Origin of the sequence: Shigella sp. FC1567, from assembly GCF_001743015.1 — a bacterium.
In the GTDB taxonomy this organism is placed as follows: domain Bacteria; phylum Pseudomonadota; class Gammaproteobacteria; order Enterobacterales; family Enterobacteriaceae; genus Escherichia; species Escherichia coli.
This window is the reverse complement of sequence record NZ_MIIV01000519.1, coordinates 1-19,111: the sequence shown is the minus strand read 5'-3', so window position 1 is coordinate 19,111 and position 19,111 is coordinate 1. Positions and strand designations below refer to the sequence as shown.

Here is a 19,111-nt window from a genome sequence, read left to right as displayed (position 1 = left end):
GATGCCGGAAATCTGCGAGGCTCCACACCTGCCAGTTTCACCCTTTTAACCATCATACTGCTCCGTGTTTAATTGTGTGGGATGCGTTCATTACATTTTTCATGGGAGGATAAATTGAGCCAGATGGAATGGCCCAGGGAGTGATTTTGCTTTCACCTACTAATATTCCCTTAGCTATTCGTGATTGCATGTTAGTAAAAACTTTATGATATGGTTCGTTTTCGATTAATACTAAATTTTCGAAATCATTAGTACCACCATCATCTAGAGATAGTTTATGGTGAACATTATAATTTAGAGGAACATTGCCCTTTCTCATTCTTAAAAGGTCTGCGGCGTTGAATCTTCCAGATGCTTCGGAGGTTTTTGCAAGTTTGATAAGAAAATTTTTTCTTACAGTTTTATTAAACTCCTTTCGTAAGTTAGCTAAGTCTTTTGAAGGTCTCTTAATGTATATTATTTCTATTATGTCTATACCATCAAGAAGTTTTTGTTGACCTCTAAGTTTGCCTAAGTAACTATTTATTTCTGTATATGTATCAACATTAGAACGCTTTGTTAAAAGAATAGATGCTGTTGCTATCGCTATGCCCGCTGTTTTTTCATTTAGTATTTGATCATAGCCTTTTATTGCATCTCCACCCAGTTTTTCCGCAGTATCTCTGAATCCTTCAATGTTCCCATTGTATACGCCACCAGCAGCAAGTAGCCTGCCAATAGCTTTGCTGTTTAACGTTTTGAAACGATTATTTGTTTGGTTTTTTGAATTTGGTAAAAACAATCGGTTATAATTTTCAGGGAGTGCCAAATAGCTGAACTCGGTATTTGCGATAAGATGTTGACAGAGGATAAATTCATAACTAATAGTTATTGTTTCTGTATCCAGTTGGTTTTCAATGATCTGGTGATGAATAGCCGATAAAAAAGCGCCTCTTAGTTGTATATAATAATACTTTTCCAATCTACCAAATCTATTTATTCGATAGAAGTCAAATCCCATAAATAATTGTTCATTATTGTTAATGGAATTAATAAATAATGGAGTGCTTTTATCAATTAATTTACAAAATGTTATACCATGGAACTGTGAACCAAGCCCCGTATTATTAATATTATTTAAGAGTGAGAATGTAAATATTTCATCCTCATGCCCGCTCTGCCAACGATTACCTGTAGACTCAGAAGTCCCACAACCTGCGGAGATGCTTCCTTGTTGTTCTCCCGTTACTGTCAGGTAAACAATATTACTCATCCCTGAAAAGTCCTTTTATGGCATGCTATTTTATCAATGGCAATATTATGCTTGTTAATTGTTATTTATTTACTCCAGGAAATTGTAGGCGTATATATTAAAAAATAAAATATTACACTTTAGGAAGTAATTATGAGTTAAATCTCAATATATGTATTGGGTAAATAAATACCTTAAAGGAAGGTATGTCGATTTTGAATGACACCCTTTTTCCATCTCAGAAAAAGGGCACTATCTTACTTCACCCGCGCCATATAATATGCATCGACATATTCACCATTACGCAATGCGTACTTCTTACCAGTCCCTTCAATTTCAAAGCCGTATTTTTTATAGACCTTAATTGCCGGGGCGTTATCGACAAACACGGTTAGTTCAATGCGATCTACCCGCAACCAGTTGTCGCACATTTCAATCATCTCTCGCATCAGGGCGCTGGCGACGCCGCGGTTCTTCCAACGAGAGTCGACACAGATACCAAAATCGGCAACATGACTGCGGCGTGGGCGCTGTTGCACGTCAATGGTGAGATGGCCCACGACGTCTCCATCAATACAGGCGACGAGTTGCTTGATGCCGGGACGATCGGCGAGTCGCTCCTGCCACATATGATCGGAAGGATGAGGCACCTGTAGTGTGTTGCAATACACCTCCGGCTGGGCGTGAATCTGCCTGATGGCCTCGTAATCCCGTGTTTCTGCGTGGCGTATTACTATCTCACTCATTCCTTTGTCCTCTTTGGGGTAAATGTCCCTTTCAACATCATTGACTTTCAAATGCGAGTCAAATGCATTTTTTTGCAAAAAGTGTTGGACAAGTGCGAATGAGAATGATTATTATTGTCTCGCGATCAGGAAGACCCTCGCGGAGAACCTGAAAGCACGACATTGCTCACATTGCTTCCAGTATTACTTAGCCAGCCGGGTGCTGGCTTTTTTTTGATCTTTCGTTCTCAATTTATCCACGGGAGTGCTTGTGTTCGTTATGCGCACTCCAGTAGGAACCACGTCCGCTTTGCGCTAAGGTGTAAATAACCACCTTAAAAAGGACGAAATCATGGTCATCAACTGCGCCTTTATTGGCTTCGGCAAAAGCACCACCCGTTACCATCTGCCGTATGTACTTAACCGCAAGGATAGCTGGCATGTCGCGCATATTTTTCGTCGCCATGCGAAGCCGGAAGAACAGGCTCCCATTTATTCCCATATCCATTTCATCAGCGATCTCGACGAAGTACTAAACGATCCCGATGTTAAGCTGGTTGTTGTCTGCACCCACGCGGACAGCCATTTCGAGTATGCGAAACGCGCGCTGGAAGCCGGGAAAAATGTGCTGGTCGAAAAACCGTTCACCCCGACGCTTGCCCAGGCGAAGGAGCTGTTTGCGTTGGCGAAAAGCAAAGGGCTGAGCGTCACGCCGTATCAGAATCGTCGCTTTGACTCCTGCTTCCTGACAGCGAAAAAAGCGATTGAAAGTGGCAAGTTGGGAGAGATTGTTGAAGTGGAAAGCCATTTTGACTATTACCGCCCGGTGGCAGAAACCAAACCTGGGCTGCCGCAGGATGGCGCGTTTTATGGCCTTGGTGTGCATACGATGGACCAGATTATTTCTCTGTTCGGTCGCCCGGATCACGTCGCTTATGACATCCGCAGCCTGCGTAATAAAGCCAATCCTGACGACACCTTTGAAGCGCAACTGTTTTATGGCGACCTGAAAGCCATCGTCAAAACCAGCCATCTGGTGAAAATCGATTATCCGAAATTTATCGTTCACGGTAAGAAAGGTTCGTTTATTAAATACGGTATCGACCAGCAGGAAACCAGCCTGAAGGCTAATATTATGCCGGGCGAACCGGGATTCGCAGCGGATGATTCGGTCGGTGTGCCGGAGTATGTCAATGACGAGGGCGTGACGGTCAGAGAAGAGATGAAGCCGGAGATGGGCGATTACGGGCGCGTTTATGATGCGTTGTATCAAACCATCACCCACGGTGCGCCAAATTACGTCAAGGAATCTGAAGTTCTTACCAATCTGGAAATCCTTGAACGCGGATTTGAGCAAGCCTCTCCCTCCACAGTGACTTTCGCGAATTAAGTTTGATGGCCCCTCGAATAGTTCAATTTTTTTGAACAGAGGGGGCAATTTTCACCCTCTATCATCCCAGGCAGATCGGGTCCACACTAAGCCCATCGAAATCATTCAGGGGGCGAATACAAATGATCTACTTACGCAAAGCAAATGAACGTGGTCATGCAAATCATGGCTGGCTGGACTCCTGGCATACTTTCTCTTTTGCCAACTATTACGATCCGAACTTTATGGGCTTCTCCGCGCTGCGCGTGATTAACGACGACGTGATTGAAGCAGGGCAGGGCTTCGGCACTCACCCGCATAAAGATATGGAAATTTTGACCTACGTGCTGGAAGGTACTGTTGAGCATCAGGACAGCATGGGCAATAAAGAGCAGGTTCCGGCGGGTGAGTTCCAGATTATGAGTGCGGGTACGGGTATTCGTCACTCAGAGTACAACCCAAGCAGCACCGAGCGTCTGCATCTGTATCAGATCTGGATCATGCCTGAAGAAAACGGTATTACGCCGCGTTATGAACAGCGTCGCTTCGATGCCGTACAGGGCAAACAGCTGGTGCTCTCGCCGGATGCGCGAGATGGTTCATTGAAAGTGCATCAGGATATGGAACTGTACCGCTGGGCGTTGCTGAAAGATGAGCAGTCGGTGCATCAGATTGCCGCTGAACGCCGCGTCTGGATCCAGGTGGTGAAAGGCAATGTCACCATTAACGGCGTGAAAGCCTCGACCAGCGATGGTCTGGCAATCTGGGATGAGCAGGCAATCTCCATCCATGCGGATAGCGACAGCGAAGTGTTACTGTTCGATCTGCCGCCGGTTTAAAACTCAACGGCATCTTTGAAGCCTGCCTTTTTGCAGGCTTCCTCGCTCGCTCCGGTCGCGTGCTGATGCACGCTTCCGGGGTTTTGCCGCGTCGTTAGCACAATGCGATGCAATTGATTTAGTGTATATCTAATAATTGTAAACAAGCACTGTTTTCCCCGGGAAGGTTCTGATGCGTCCGTGTTAAACTAAGAGAATCTATCTCTTTTGTACCTTCAGGACGATGAAAAAGAAAAGACCCGTACTTCAGGATGTGGCTGACCGTGTAGGCGTGACCAAAATGACGGTCAGCCGTTTTTTACGCAACCCGGAGCAGGTTTCCGTCGCTCTACGCGGCAAGATTGCCGCCGCTCTTGATGAACTGGGCTATATTCCCAATCGTGCGCCCGATATCCTCTCTAACGCCACCAGCCGGGCGATTGGCGTCCTGTTACCTTCTCTCACCAACCAGGTTTTCGCGGAAGTATTACGCGGAATCGAAAGCGTCACCGACGCGCACGGTTATCAGACCATGCTGGCTCACTACGGTTATAAACCGGAAATGGAGCAAGAACGTCTCGAATCCATGCTCTCATGGAATATCGACGGACTGATCCTCACCGAACGTACCCACACGCCGCGCACCTTAAAGATGATTGAAGTGGCGGGGATCCCGGTGGTGGAACTCATGGACAGCCAGTCGCCGTGCCTCGATATCGCCGTCGGTTTTGATAACTTTGAAGCGGCACGCCAGATGACCACCGCCATTATTGCTCGCGGGCATTGCCACATTGCCTATCTCGGCGCGCGTCTCGACGAACGTACTATCATCAAACAGAAGGGATACGAACAGGCGATGCTGGATGCAGGTCTGGTGTCGTATAGCGTGATGGTTGAGCAATCTTCTTCTTACTCTTCCGGTATTGAACTGATTCGCCAGGCGCGGCGGGAATATCCGCAGCTGGATGGCGTGTTCTGTACCAACGATGACCTGGCGGTCGGCGCGGCGTTTGAATGTCAGCGTCTGGGATTGAAGGTTCCTGACGATATGGCGATTGCCGGTTTCCACGGTCATGACATTGGCCAGGTGATGGAGCCGCGGTTAGCGAGCGTGCTGACGCCGCGTGAGCGGATGGGCAGTATTGGCGCTGAACGCCTGCTGGCGCGTATTCGTGGCGAATCTGTGACACCGAAAATGTTAGATTTAGGTTTCACCTTGTCACCGGGCGGATCTATTTAAGCCTACAAATTTGAAGTAGCTCACACTTATACACTTAAGGCACGGATGGATATTGCTTCTGATATTGTCCGGCTGGACAATGTTACCGATAACAGTTACCCGTAACATTTTTAATTCTTGTATTGTGGGGGCACCACTTTGAGCACGACTAACCATGATCACCACATTTACGTCTTGATGGGCGTATCGGGCAGCGGCAAATCTGCGGTCGCCAGTGAAGTGGCGCATCAACTTCATGCCGCGTTTCTTGATGGTGATTTCCTCCATCCACGGCGCAATATCGAAAAAATGGCGTCTGGCGAACCGCTGAATGACGACGATCGCAAACCCTGGTTGCAGGCGCTGAACGACGCCGCGTTTGCTATGCTGCGCACCAATAAAGTGTCGCTGATCGTCTGTTCTGCACTGAAAAAGCACTATCGCGACTTGCTGCGTGAAGGTAATCCGAATCTCTCTTTCATCTACCTGAAAGGCGATTTTGATGTGATTGAAAGTCGCTTGAAAGCGCGCAAAGGCCATTTCTTTAAAACCCAAATGTTGGTGACGCAGTTTGAAACGCTGCAGGAGCCGGGTGCGGACGAAACCGATGTACTGGTGGTGGATATCGATCAACCGCTGGAAGGTGTTGTGGCAAGCACCATTGAGGTTATTAAAAAAGGCAAATAAGTAGTGACTACATTAACGCTTGTTTTAACAGCAGTAGGGTCTGTTTTACTGCTGCTGTTTTTAGTCATGAAGGCGCGTATGCACGCTTTCCTGGCTTTGATGGTGGTGTCCATGGGGGCTGGCCTTTTTTCCGGTATGCCGCTCGATAAAATCGCAGCGACGATGGAAAAAGGGATGGGAGGCCCCCTCGGCTTCCTGGCGGTGGTTGTCGCCCTGGGAGCTATGTTTGGCAAGATCTTACATGAAACCGGCGCAGTCGATCAGATTGCCGTCAAAATGCTCAAATCCTTCGGTCACAGCCGCGCGCATTATGCCATCGGCCTTGCGGGGTTGGTCTGTGCGCTACCGCTGTTCTTTGAAGTGGCGATAGTTCTGCTGATTAGCGTTGCTTTCTCAATGGCGCGCCACACCGGTACGAACCTGGTGAAGCTGGTAATCCCATTATTCGCAGGCGTGGCGGCAGCGGCGGCATTTCTGGTGCCTGGACCAGCGCCGATGTTGCTGGCATCGCAGATGAATGCCGACTTTGGCTGGATGATCCTGATTGGTCTGTGTGCGGCAATTCCGGGAATGATTATTGCCGGGCCGCTGTGGGGTAATTTCATCAGCCGTTACGTGGAGTTGCATATTCCTGACGACATCAGCGAACCGCATCTCGGCGAAGGCAAAATGCCGTCCTTCGGATTCAGCCTGTCGCTGATCCTGTTGCCGCTGGTGCTGGTGGGGCTGAAAACCATTGCCGCTCGTTTTGTGCCAGAAGGATCAACTGCTTACGAATGGTTCGAGTTTATTGGTCATCCATTTACCGCGATTCTGGTTGCTTGTCTGGTAGCGATTTATGGCCTGGCAATGCGTCAGGGCATGCCAAAAGACAAAGTGATGGAGATTTGCGGTCACGCGCTACAACCGGCGGGGATCATTCTGCTGGTGATTGGTGCAGGCGGCGTGTTCAAACAGGTGCTGGTTGACTCTGGCGTAGGTCCGGCACTGGGCGAAGCGTTAACCGGCATGGGCCTGCCGATTGCTATCACCTGCTTCGTGCTGGCCGCTGCAGTGCGCATCATTCAGGGGTCTGCCACCGTTGCCTGTTTAACGGCGGTGGGGCTGGTGATGCCGGTCATTGAACAACTGAACTACTCCGGTGCGCAAATGGCGGCACTGTCGATTTGTATCGCTGGTGGTTCGATTGTTGTCAGCCACGTTAACGACGCCGGTTTCTGGTTGTTCGGTAAATTTACCGGCGCGACCGAAGCCGAAACGCTGAAAACCTGGACCATGATGGAAACCATCCTCGGCACTGTTGGTGCCATCGTTGGGATGATTGCGTTCCAGCTGTTGAGTTAAGTTTGTTCGCCCGGTAGTTGTGACGCTACCGGGTTCTTTTCGAAAAACTCTCCTCGTTACCCCTTCATCCACATTCGAATGCCGTCGAGGAACATCTGGGTTGCCATCATCACCAGAATCAATCCCATCAGGCGTTCAAGTGCGTTCACCCCTTTCTCGCCCAGCAGACGTAAAAATAGCGAAGACTGTAGCAGGATGACAAAGGTGCCGCCCCAGGCCAGCAGCAGAGCAATCACCAGATGTCCCATCTGATTCGGGTACTGATGAGACAACAACATCAGCGTGGCGAGAATAGTCGGCCCGGCGACTAACGGAATTGCCAACGGCACGATAAATGGCTCTTCACCTGCCGGAAGCCCGCTGCTATTTCCTGAAGCGCTGGGGAAAATCATCTTAATGGCGATTAGAAACAGAATGATGCCGCCAGAAATGGAGACGGTTTCTGCTCGCAGGCTGAGAAATGCCAGAATTTTCTCACCCGCAAACAGGAACACCAGCATCACCAGGAGAGCAATAAGCAACTCTCGCACCATGATTGCCCGCCGTCTTTTCGGTTCAGTATGTTTCAGTACGGACATGAAAATAGGCAGGTTTCCGAGCGGATCCATAATCAGGATCAATAAAACTGCTGCAGAAATGATTTCATTCATAACTCAAATTCCCTGATAATTGCCGCGGACTTTCTGTGTGCTAACAAAGCAGGATAAGTCGCATTACTGATGGCTTCGCTATCATTGATTAATTTCACTTGCGACTTTGGCTGCTTTTTGTATGGTGAAAGATGTGCCAAGAGGAGACCGGCACATTTATACAGCACACATCTTTGCAGGAAAAAACGCTTATGAAAAATGTTGGTTTTATCGGCTGGCGCGGTATGGTCGGCTCCGTTCTCATGCAACGCATGGTTGAAGAGCGCGACTTCGACGCCATTCGCCCTGTCTTCTTTTCTACTTCTCAGCTTGGCCAGGCTGCGCCGTCTTTTGGCGGAACCACTGGCACACTTCAGGATGCCTTTGATCTGGAGGCGCTAAAGGCCCTCGATATCATTGTGACCTGTCAGGGCGGCGATTATACCAACGAAATCTATCCAAAGCTTCGTGAAAGCGGATGGCAAGGTTACTGGATTGACGCAGCATCGTCTCTGCGCATGAAAGATGACGCCATCATCATTCTTGACCCCGTCAATCAGGACGTCATTACCGACGGATTAAATAATGGCATCAGGACTTTTGTTGGCGGTAACTGTACCGTAAGCCTGATGTTGATGTCGTTGGGTGGTTTATTCGCCAATGATCTTGTTGATTGGGTGTCCGTTGCAACCTACCAGGCCGCTTCCGGCGGTGGTGCGCGACATATGCGTGAGTTATTAACCCAGATGGGCCATCTGTATGGCCATGTGGCAGATGAACTCGCGACCCCGTCCTCTGCTATTCTCGATATCGAACGCAAAGTCACAACCTTAACCCGTAGCGGTGAGCTGCCGGTGGATAACTTTGGCGTGCCGCTGGCGGGTAGCCTGATTCCGTGGATCGACAAACAGCTCGATAACGGTCAGAGCCGCGAAGAGTGGAAAGGGCAGGCGGAAACCAACAAGATCCTCAACACATCTTCCGTAATTCCGGTAGATGGTTTATGTGTGCGTGTCGGGGCATTGCGCTGCCACAGCCAGGCATTCACTATTAAATTGAAAAAAGATGTGTCTATTCCGACCGTCGAAGAACTGCTGGCTGCGCACAATCCGTGGGCGAAAGTCGTTCCGAACGATCGGGAAATCACTATGCGTGAGCTAACCCCAGCTGCCGTTACCGGCACGCTGACCACGCCGGTAGGCCGCCTGCGTAAGCTGAATATGGGACCGGAGTTCCTGTCAGCCTTTACCGTGGGTGACCAGCTGCTGTGGGGGGCCGCGGAGCCGCTGCGTCGGATGCTTCGTCAACTGGCGTAATCTTTATTCATTAAATCTGGGGCGCGATGCCGCCCCTGTTAGTGCGTAATACAGGAGTAAGCGCAGATGTTTCATGATTTACCGGGAGTTAAATAGAGCATTGGCTATTCTTTAAGGGTGGCTGAATACATGAGTATTCACAGCCTTACCTGAAGTGAGGACGACGCAGAGAGGATGCACAGAGTGCTGCGCCGTTCAGGTCAAAAAAATGTCACAACCAGAAGTCAAAAATCCAATTGGATGGGGTGACACAATAAAACAGGAAGACAAGCATGTCCGATCGTATCGATAGAGACGTGATTAACGCGCTAATTGCAGGCCATTTTGCGGATCCTTTTTCCGTACTGGGAATGCATAAAACCACCGCGGGACTGGAAGTCCGTGCCCTTTTACCCGACGCTACCGATGTGTGGGTGATTGAACCGAAAACCGGGCGCAAACTCGCAAAACTGGAGTGTCTTGACTCACGGGGATTCTTTAGCGGTGTCATTCCGCGACGTAAGAATTTTTTCCGCTATCAGTTGGCTGTTGTCTGGCATGGTCAGCAAAACCTGATTGATGATCCTTACCGTTTTGGCCCGCTAATCCAGGAAATGGATGCCTGGCTATTATCTGAAGGTACTCACCTGCGCCCGTATGAAACCTTAGGCGCGCATGCAGATACTATGGATGGCGTCACAGGTACGCGTTTCTCTGTTTGGGCTCCAAACGCCCGTCGGGTCTCGGTGGTTGGGCAATTCAACTACTGGGACGGTCGCCGTCACCCGATGCGTCTGCGTAAAGAGAGCGGCATTTGGGAACTGTTTATCCCTGGGGCGCATAACGGTCAGCTCTATAAATACGAGATGATTGATGCCAATGGCAACTTGCGTCTGAAGTCCGACCCTTATGCCTTCGAAGCGCAAATGCGCCCGGAAACCGCGTCTCTTATTTGCGGGCTGCCGGAAAAGGTTGTACAGACTGAAGAGCGCAAAAAAGCGAATCAGTTTGATGCGTCAATCTCTATTTATGAAGTTCACCTGGGCTCCTGGCGTCGCCACACCGATAACAATTTCTGGTTGAGCTACCGCGAGCTGGCCGATCAACTGGTGCCTTATGCTAAATGGATGGGCTTTACCCACCTCGAACTACTGCCCATTAACGAGCATCCCTTCGATGGCAGTTGGGGTTATCAGCCAACCGGCCTGTATGCACCAACCCGCCGTTTTGGTACTCGCGACGACTTCCGTTATTTCATTGATGCCGCACACGCAGCGGGTCTGAACGTGATTCTCGACTGGGTGCCAGGCCACTTCCCGACCGATGACTTTGCGCTTGCCGAATTTGATGGCACGAACTTGTATGAACACAGCGATCCGCGCGAAGGCTATCATCAGGACTGGAATACGCTGATCTACAATTATGGTCGCCGTGAAGTCAGTAACTTCCTCGTCGGTAACGCGCTTTACTGGATTGAACGTTTTGGTATTGATGCGCTGCGCGTCGATGCGGTGGCGTCAATGATTTATCGCGACTACAGCCGTAAAGAGGGGGAGTGGATCCCGAACGAATTTGGCGGGCGCGAGAATCTTGAAGCGATTGAATTCTTGCGTAATACCAACCGTATTCTTGGTGAGCAGGTTTCCGGTGCGGTGACAATGGCTGAGGAGTCTACCGATTTCCCTGGCGTTTCTCGTCCGCAGGATATGGGCGGTCTGGGCTTCTGGTACAAGTGGAACCTCGGCTGGATGCATGACACCCTGGACTACATGAAGCTCGACCCGGTTTATCGTCAGTATCATCACGATAAACTCACCTTCGGGATTCTCTACAACTACACTGAAAACTTCGTCCTGCCGTTGTCGCATGATGAAGTGGTCCACGGTAAAAAATCGATTCTCGACCGCATGCCGGGCGACGCATGGCAGAAATTCGCTAACCTGCGCGCCTACTATGGCTGGATGTGGGCATTCCCGGGCAAGAAACTGCTGTTCATGGGGAACGAATTTGCCCAGGGCCGTGAGTGGAACCATGACGCCAGCCTCGACTGGCATCTGTTGGAAGGTGGCGATAACTGGCACCACGGTGTCCAGCGTCTGGTGCGCGATCTGAACCTCACCTACCGCCACCATAAAGCAATGCATGAACTGGATTTTGACCCGTACGGCTTTGAATGGCTGGTGGTGGATGACAAAGAACGCTCGGTGCTGATCTTTGTGCGTCGCGATAAAGAGGGTAACGAAATTATCGTTGCCAGTAACTTTACGCCGGTGCCGCGTCATGATTATCGCTTCGGCATTAATCAGCCAGGCAAATGGCGTGAAATCCTCAATACCGATTCCATGCACTATCACGGCAGTAATGCAGGCAATGGCGGCACGGTACACAGCGATGAGATTGCCAGCCACGGTCGTCAGCATTCACTAAGCCTGACACTACCACCGCTGGCCACTATCTGGCTGGTTCGGGAGGCAGAATGACACAACTCGCCATTGGCAAACCCGCTCCCCTCGGCGCGCATTACGACGGTCAGGGCGTCAACTTCACACTTTTCTCCGCTCATGCCGAGCGGGTAGAACTGTGTGTCTTTGACGCCAATGGCCAGGAACATCGCTATGACTTGCCAGGGCACAGTGGCGACATTTGGCACGGTTATCTGCCGGATGCGCGCCCGGGTTTGCGTTATGGTTATCGCGTTCATGGCCCCTGGCAACCCGCCGAGGGGCATCGCTTTAACCCGGCGAAGTTGTTGATTGATCCTTGCGCGCGGCAAATTGACGGGGAATTTAAAGATAACCCGCTGCTGCACGCCGGTCATAATGAACCTGACTATCGCGACAACGCCGCCATTGCGCCGAAATGCGTAGTGGTGGTTGATCACTATGACTGGGAAGATGATGCCCCGCCGCGCACGCCGTGGGACAGCACCATCATTTATGAAGCCCATGTCAAAGGATTAACGTACTTGCACCCGGAGATTCCGGTCGAGATCCGTGGCACTTATAAAGCCCTCGGGCATCCGGTGATGATCAACTATTTGAAACAATTGGGCATTACCGCGCTGGAACTGCTGCCAGTGGCGCAGTTTGCCAGTGAACCACGTCTGCAACGCATGGGGCTAAGTAACTACTGGGGTTACAACCCGGTGGCGATGTTTGCGCTGCATCCGGCGTATGCCTGCTCGCCAGAAACGGCGCTGGATGAGTTTCGCGATGCAATCAAAGCACTGCATAAAGCGGGTATCGAAGTCATTCTTGATATCGTGCTCAACCATAGTGCGGAACTGGACCTCGACGGCCCGTTATTCTCACTGCGTGGGATCGATAACCGTAGCTATTATTGGATAAGAGAAGACGGCGATTATCACAACTGGACCGGTTGCGGCAACACGCTCAATTTGAGTCATCCGGCGGTGGTGGATTATGCCAGCGCCTGCCTGCGTTATTGGGTAGAAACCTGTCACGTCGATGGTTTCCGCTTTGATCTGGCGGCAGTCATGGGCCGTACGCCAGAGTTCCGTCAGGATGCGCCGTTGTTTACCGCTATCCAGAACTGCCCGGTGCTCTCGCAGGTGAAGTTAATTGCTGAACCGTGGGATATCGCCCCTGGTGGTTATCAGGTGGGAAATTTCCCGCCGCTGTTTGCCGAGTGGAACGATCATTTCCGCGATGCTGCCCGTCGTTTCTGGCTACATTATGATTTGCCTCTGGGGGCGTTTGCCGGGCGTTTTGCTGCCTCCAGCGATGTTTTTAAACGTAATGGTCGTCTGCCGAGTGCCGCGATTAATCTCGTCACTGCGCATGACGGTTTTACGCTTCGCGACTGCGTTTGCTTCAACCATAAACACAATGAAGCAAACGGAGAAGAAAATCGCGACGGGACCAACAACAATTACAGTAACAATCATGGTAAAGAAGGGTTAGGCGGTTCTCTTGACCTGGTTGAACGGCGGCGCGACAGTATTCACGCCTTGTTAACAACGTTGTTGCTCTCCCAGGGTACGCCGATGTTACTGGCCGGTGACGAACATGGTCACAGCCAGCATGGCAATAACAATGCCTACTGTCAGGATAACCAATTAACCTGGTTGGACTGGTCGCAGGCAAGCAGTGGTTTAACCGCATTTACCGCCGCGTTAATCCATCTGCGCAAGCGCATTCCCGCTTTGGTGGAGAATCGCTGGTGGGAAGAAGGCGATGGCAATGTCCGTTGGCTAAATCGATATGCTCAACCTTTAAGCACGGATGAGTGGCAAAACGGGCCGAAACAGCTGCAAATTCTGCTCTCGGATCGCTTTTTGATCGCAATTAACGCCACGCTTGAGGTAACAGAGATTGTTTTACCTGCTGGGGAGTGGCACGCCATTCCCCCATTCGCTGGAGAGGATAACCCAGTGATTACGGCTGTCTGGCAGGGACCTGCACACGGATTGTGTGTGTTCCAGAGATGATAAAAAAGGAGTTAGTCATGGTTAGTTTAGAGAAGAACGATCACTTAATGTTGGCGCGCCAGCTGCCATTGAAATCTGTTGCCCTGATACTGGCGGGAGGACGTGGTACCCGCCTGAAGGATTTAACCAATAAGCGAGCAAAACCGGCCGTACACTTCGGCGGTAAGTTCCGCATTATCGACTTTGCGCTGTCTAACTGCATCAACTCCGGGATCCGTCGTATGGGCGTGATCACCCAGTACCAGTCCCACACTCTGGTGCAGCACATTCAGCGCGGCTGGTCATTCTTCAATGAAGAAATGAACGAGTTTGTCGATCTGCTGCCAGCACAGCAGAGAATGAAAGGGGAAAACTGGTATCGCGGCACCGCAGATGCGGTCACCCAAAACCTCGACATTATCCGCCGTTATAAAGCGGAATACGTGGTGATCCTGGCGGGCGACCATATCTACAAGCAAGACTACTCGCGTATGCTTATCGATCACGTCGAAAAAGGCGCACGTTGCACCGTTGCTTGTATGCCAGTACCGATTGAAGAAGCCTCCGCATTTGGCGTTATGGCGGTTGATGAGAACGATAAAATTATCGAATTCGTTGAAAAACCTGCTAACCCACCGTCAATGCCGAACGATCCGAGCAAATCTCTGGCGAGTATGGGTATCTACGTCTTTGACGCCGACTATCTGTATGAACTGCTGGAAGAAGACGATCGTGATGAGAACTCCAGCCACGACTTTGGCAAAGATTTGATTCCCAAGATCACCGAAGCCGGTCTGGCCTATGCGCACCCGTTCCCGCTCTCTTGCGTACAATCCGACCCGGATGCCGAGCCGTACTGGCGCGATGTGGGTACGCTGAAAGCTTACTGGAAAGCGAATCTCGATCTGGCCTCTGTGGTGCCGGAACTGGATATGTACGATCGCAATTGGCCAATTCGCACCTACAATGAATCATTACCGCCAGCGAAATTCGTGCAGGATCGCTCCGGTAGCCACGGGATGACCCTTAACTCACTGGTATCCGGCGGTTGTGTGATCTCCGGTTCGGTGGTGGTGCAGTCCGTTCTGTTCTCGCGCGTTCGCGTGAATTCATTCTGCAACATTGATTCCGCCGTATTGTTACCGGAAGTATGGGTAGGTCGCTCGTGCCGTCTGCGCCGCTGCGTCATCGATCGTGCTTGTGTTATCCCGGAAGGCATGGTGATTGGTGAAAACGCAGAGGAAGATGCACGTCGTTTCTATCGTTCAGAAGAAGGCATCGTGCTGGTAACGCGCGAAATGCTACGGAAGTTAGGGCATAAACAGGAGCGATAATGCAAGTTTTACATGTATGTTCAGAGATGTTCCCGCTGCTTAAAACCGGCGGTCTGGCTGATGTTATTGGGGCATTACCCGCAGCACAAATCGCAGACGGCGTTGACGCTCGCGTACTGTTGCCTGCATTTCCCGATATTCGCCGTGGCGTGACCGATGCGCAGGTAGTATCCCGTCGTGATACCTTCGCCGGACATATCACGCTGTTGTTCGGTCATTACAACGGGGTTGGCATATACCTGATTGACGCGCCGCATCTCTATGATCGTCCGGGAAGCCCGTATCACGATACCAACTTATTTGCCTATACCGACAACGTATTGCGTTTTGCGCTGCTGGGGTGGGTTGGGGCAGAAATGGCCAGCGGGCTTGACCCATTCTGGCGTCCTGATGTGGTGCATGCGCACGACTGGCATGCAGGCCTTGCGCCTGCGTATCTGGCGGCGCGCGGGCGTCCGGCGAAGTCGGTGTTTACTGTGCACAACTTGGCCTATCAAGGCATGTTTTATGCACATCACATGAATGACATCCAATTGCCATGGTCATTCTTTAATATTCATGGGCTGGAATTCAACGGACAAATCTCTTTCCTGAAGGCCGGTCTGTACTATGCCGATCACATTACGGCGGTCAGTCCAACCTACGCTCGCGAGATCACCGAACCGCAGTTTGCCTACGGTATGGAAGGTCTGTTGCAACAGCGTCACCGTGAAGGGCGTCTTTCCGGCGTACTGAACGGCGTGGACGAGAAAATCTGGAGTCCAGAGACGGACTTACTGTTGGCCTCGCGTTACACCCGCGATACGTTGGAAGATAAAGCGGAAAATAAGCGCCAGTTACAAATCGCAATGGGGCTTAAGGTTGACGATAAAGTGCCGCTTTTTGCAGTGGTGAGCCGTCTGACCAGCCAGAAAGGTCTCGACCTGGTGCTGGAAGCCTTACCGGGTCTTCTGGAGCAGGGCGGGCAGCTGGCGCTACTCGGCGCGGGCGATCCGGTGCTGCAGGAAGGTTTCCTTGCGGCGGCAGCGGAATACCCCGGCCAGGTGGGCGTTCAGATTGGCTATCACGAAGCATTTTCGCATCGCATTATGGGCGGCGCGGACGTCATTCTGGTGCCCAGCCGTTTTGAACCGTGCGGCTTAACGCAACTTTATGGATTGAAGTACGGTACGCTGCCGTTAGTGCGGCGCACCGGTGGGCTTGCTGATACGGTTTCTGACTGTTCTCTTGAGAACCTTGCAGATGGCGTCGCCAGTGGGTTTGTCTTTGAAGATAGTAATGCCTGGTCGCTGTTACGGGCTATTCGACGTGCTTTTGTACTGTGGTCTCGTGCTTCACTGTGGCGGTTTGTGCAACGTCAGGCTATGGCAATGGATTTTAGCTGGCAGGTCGCGGCGAAGTCGTACCGTGAGCTTTACTATCGCTTGAAATAGTTTTCAGGAAACGCCTATATGAATGCTCCGTTTACATATTCATCGCCCACGCTTAGCGTAGAAGCTCTTAAGCACTCTATCGCTTACAAGCTGATGTTTACGATTGGAAAGGACCCGGTCGTCGCCAATAAACATGAATGGCTGAACGCAACGTTATTTGCTGTGCGCGATCGTCTCGTGGAGCGCTGGTTACGTTCAAACCGTGCCCAGTTGTCGCAAGAAACTCGTCAGGTTTACTACCTGTCGATGGAGTTTTTGATTGGCCGTACGCTCTCCAACGCCATGTTGTCGCTAGGAATTTACGAAGATGTACAGGGCGCACTGGAAGCGATGGGGTTAAATCTCGAAGAGCTGATTGATGAAGAAAATGACCCAGGCCTCGGTAACGGTGGCCTGGGACGTCTGGCGGCTTGCTTCCTTGATTCTCTGGCGACGTTAGGGTTGCCGGGGCGCGGTTACGGCATCCGCTATGACTACGGTATGTTCAAGCAGAACATCGTTAACGGTAGCCAGAAAGAGTCGCCAGACTACTGGCTGGAATACGGTAACCCGTGGGAATTCAAACGCCACAACACGCGCTATAAAGTCCGTTTTGGTGGTCGCATTCAGCAGGAAGGTAAAAAAACGCGCTGGATTGAAACCGAAGAGATTCTGGGAGTCGCTTACGATCAGATAATCCCTGGTTACGACACCGACGCGACCAACACGTTGCGTTTGTGGAGTGCGCAAGCCAGTAGCGAAATTAACCTCGGTAAATTCAACCAAGGTGACTACTTCGCGGCAGTGGAAGATAAAAACCACTCCGAGAACGTATCTCGCGTACTGTATCCGGATGACTCCACCTACTCCGGGCGTGAGCTGCGCCTGCGTCAGGAATACTTTCTGGTTTCCTCGACCATTCAGGACATTTTAAGCCGCCATTATCAGTTGCATAAAACCTACGATAACCTGGCGGATAAAATCGCGATTCATCTCAATGATACCCATCCGGTACTGTCGATTCCTGAGATGATGCGTCTGCTGATCGATGAGCACCAATTTAGCTGGGACGACGCGTTTGAGGTGTGTTGTCAGGTCTTCTCCTACACTAACCACACGCTGATGAGCGAGGCGCTGGAAACCTGGCCGGTTGATATGCTGGGTAAAATTCTGCCGCGTCACCTGCAGATCATCTTTGAAATCAACGACTATTTCCTGAAAACCTTGCAGGAACAGTATCCGAACGATACCGATCTGCTGGGACGGGCGTCGATCATTGATGAATCCAACGGTCGTCGTGTGCGTATGGCCTGGCTGGCGGTTGTTGTGAGCCACAAAGTTAACGGTGTATCGGAACTGCACTCTAATCTGATGGTGCAATCGTTGTTTGCCGACTTTGCGAAAATCTTCCCGGGTCGTTTCACCAACGTCACCAACGGTGTGACGCCGCGTCGCTGGCTAGCGGTAGCGAACCCATCGCTTTCAGCCGTGCTGGACGAACACCTGGGCCGTAACTGGCGCACCGACCTTAGCCTGCTTAATGAGCTGCAACAACACTGTGATTTCCCAATGGTTAATCACGCTGTGCATCAGGCGAAGCTGGAGAACAAAAAGCGTCTGGCAGAGTATATCGCCCAGCAGCTGAATGTGGTGGTGAATCCAAAGGCGTTGTTCGATGTACAAATCAAACGTATTCACGAATACAAACGTCAATTGATGAATGTGTTGCATGTGATTACCCGCTATAACCGCATCAAGGCCGACCCGGATGCGAAGTGGGTACCGCGCGTGAATATTTTTGGCGGTAAGGCGGCTTCGGCCTATTACATGGCGAAGCACATTATTCATTTGATCAATGACGTAGCGAAAGTGATCAACAACGATCCGCAGATTGGCGATAAGCTGAAAGTCGTGTTCATCCCGAACTACAGCGTTAGCCTGGCGCAGTTGATCATTCCGGCGGCAGATCTGTCTGAACAGATTTCGCTGGCAGGGACGGAAGCTTCCGGCACCAGTAACATGAAGTTTGCGCTTAACGGTGCGCTGACTATCGGTACGTTGGACGGTGCGAATGTCGAGATGCTGGATCATGTCGGTGCTGACAATATCTTTATTTTTGGTAACACAGCGGAAGAAGTGGAAGAACTGCGTCGTCAGGGCTACAAACCGCGTGAATACTACGAGAAAGATGAGGAGCTGCATCAGGTGCTGACGCAAATCGGCAGCGGTGTATTCAGTCCGGAAGATCCGGGTCGCTATCGCGATCTGGTTGATTCGCTGATCAACTTCGGCGATCACTATCAGGTTCTGGCGGATTATCGCAGCTATGTCGATTGTCAGGATAAAGTCGACGAACTCTACGAGCTTCAGGAAGAGTGGACCGCAAAAGCGATGCTGAACATTGCCAATATGGGCTACTTCTCTTCTGACCGTACTATCAAAGAGTACGCCGATCATATCTGGCATATCGATCCGGTGAGATTGTAAGTTCACCAATAAATAGAACGGGGCCAAAGGGTCTAATGCCGATCAGTTAAGGATCAGTTGACCGATCCAGTGGCTGTGTAAGAATCCGGAAACGCTCACTTGTTTCCGGATTTTTTTATGCACATTGGACAG

The 19,111-nt window shown here is 50.8% G+C and carries 14 protein-coding genes; 11 read left to right on the top strand and 3 right to left on the bottom strand.

The window, feature by feature from the left end:
• Positions 1 to 52: 52 nt before the first annotated feature.
• Both tssD and yhhY read right to left on the bottom strand, forming a co-directional pair.
• The gene (gene tssD, locus BHE85_RS23515; RefSeq protein ID WP_039064304.1) at positions 53 to 1,252 is read right to left on the bottom strand and encodes a type VI secretion system tube protein TssD; all 1,200 of its coding nucleotides are present in this window, start codon (positions 1,250 to 1,252) and stop codon (positions 53 to 55) included.
• Positions 1,253 to 1,488: 236 nt separating this feature from the next.
• The gene (yhhY, locus tag BHE85_RS23510; RefSeq protein WP_001295206.1) at positions 1,489 to 1,977 is read right to left on the bottom strand and encodes an N-acetyltransferase; all 489 of its coding nucleotides are present in this window, start codon (positions 1,975 to 1,977) and stop codon (positions 1,489 to 1,491) included.
• Positions 1,978 to 2,308: 331 nt separating this feature from the next.
• Between yhhY and BHE85_RS23505 the strand changes: the two genes are divergently transcribed.
• From BHE85_RS23505 to gntU, 5 genes are all read left to right on the top strand, one after another.
• Positions 2,309 to 3,346: an oxidoreductase gene (locus tag BHE85_RS23505; protein ID WP_039064303.1), complete on the top strand. Its 1,038-nt coding sequence runs from the start codon at positions 2,309 to 2,311 to the stop codon at positions 3,344 to 3,346.
• Between the two features lie 122 nt (positions 3,347 to 3,468).
• Positions 3,469 to 4,164, top strand: a complete 696-nt coding sequence (yhhW, locus tag BHE85_RS23500; RefSeq protein WP_000639811.1) for a quercetin 2,3-dioxygenase — start codon at positions 3,469 to 3,471, stop codon at positions 4,162 to 4,164.
• A 223-nt stretch (positions 4,165 to 4,387) separates the two neighbouring features.
• The gene (gene gntR, locus BHE85_RS23495; protein WP_000730260.1) at positions 4,388 to 5,383 is read left to right on the top strand and encodes a gluconate operon transcriptional repressor GntR; all 996 of its coding nucleotides are present in this window, start codon (positions 4,388 to 4,390) and stop codon (positions 5,381 to 5,383) included.
• Between the two features lie 138 nt (positions 5,384 to 5,521).
• The gene (gene gntK / locus BHE85_RS23490) at positions 5,522 to 6,049 is read left to right on the top strand and encodes a gluconokinase (RefSeq protein WP_000108325.1); all 528 of its coding nucleotides are present in this window, start codon (positions 5,522 to 5,524) and stop codon (positions 6,047 to 6,049) included.
• 3 nt (positions 6,050 to 6,052) lie between these two features.
• Positions 6,053 to 7,393, top strand: a complete 1,341-nt coding sequence (gntU, locus tag BHE85_RS23485) for a gluconate transporter (RefSeq protein ID WP_000210090.1) — start codon at positions 6,053 to 6,055, stop codon at positions 7,391 to 7,393.
• Positions 7,394 to 7,449: 56 nt separating this feature from the next.
• Here gntU and yhgN read toward each other — a convergent pair whose 3' ends face one another.
• Positions 7,450 to 8,043, bottom strand: coding sequence for an NAAT family transporter YhgN (yhgN, locus tag BHE85_RS23480; RefSeq protein WP_001002544.1), 594 nt, complete (start codon positions 8,041 to 8,043; stop codon positions 7,450 to 7,452).
• A 191-nt stretch (positions 8,044 to 8,234) separates the two neighbouring features.
• On the opposite strand from yhgN, the gene asd reads away from it, so the two are divergent.
• The 6 genes from asd (at position 8,235) to glgP (ending at position 18,979) form a co-directional block, all read left to right on the top strand.
• A complete protein-coding gene (gene asd / locus BHE85_RS23475; protein WP_000799956.1) occupies positions 8,235 to 9,338 on the top strand; it encodes an aspartate-semialdehyde dehydrogenase in 1,104 nt (367 codons plus the stop codon).
• A 272-nt stretch (positions 9,339 to 9,610) separates the two neighbouring features.
• Positions 9,611 to 11,797: a 1,4-alpha-glucan branching enzyme gene (gene glgB, locus BHE85_RS23470; RefSeq protein ID WP_001283736.1), complete on the top strand. Its 2,187-nt coding sequence runs from the start codon at positions 9,611 to 9,613 to the stop codon at positions 11,795 to 11,797.
• Positions 11,794 to 13,767: a glycogen debranching protein GlgX gene (gene glgX, locus BHE85_RS23465; RefSeq protein WP_000192518.1), complete on the top strand. Its 1,974-nt coding sequence runs from the start codon at positions 11,794 to 11,796 to the stop codon at positions 13,765 to 13,767. The genes glgB and glgX overlap by 4 nt, the downstream gene beginning before the upstream one ends.
• Positions 13,768 to 13,784: 17 nt before the next feature.
• On the top strand, positions 13,785 to 15,080 hold the full coding sequence (gene glgC / locus BHE85_RS23460; protein WP_000253979.1) for a glucose-1-phosphate adenylyltransferase: 1,296 nt from the start codon (positions 13,785 to 13,787) through the stop codon (positions 15,078 to 15,080).
• The gene (glgA, locus tag BHE85_RS23455) at positions 15,080 to 16,513 is read left to right on the top strand and encodes a glycogen synthase GlgA (RefSeq protein ID WP_001197645.1); all 1,434 of its coding nucleotides are present in this window, start codon (positions 15,080 to 15,082) and stop codon (positions 16,511 to 16,513) included. The genes glgC and glgA overlap by 1 nt, the downstream gene beginning before the upstream one ends.
• A gap of 18 nt (positions 16,514 to 16,531) precedes the next feature.
• Positions 16,532 to 18,979, top strand: a complete 2,448-nt coding sequence (gene glgP, locus BHE85_RS23450) for a glycogen phosphorylase (protein ID WP_000993449.1) — start codon at positions 16,532 to 16,534, stop codon at positions 18,977 to 18,979.
• Positions 18,980 to 19,111: the final 132 nt, after the last annotated feature.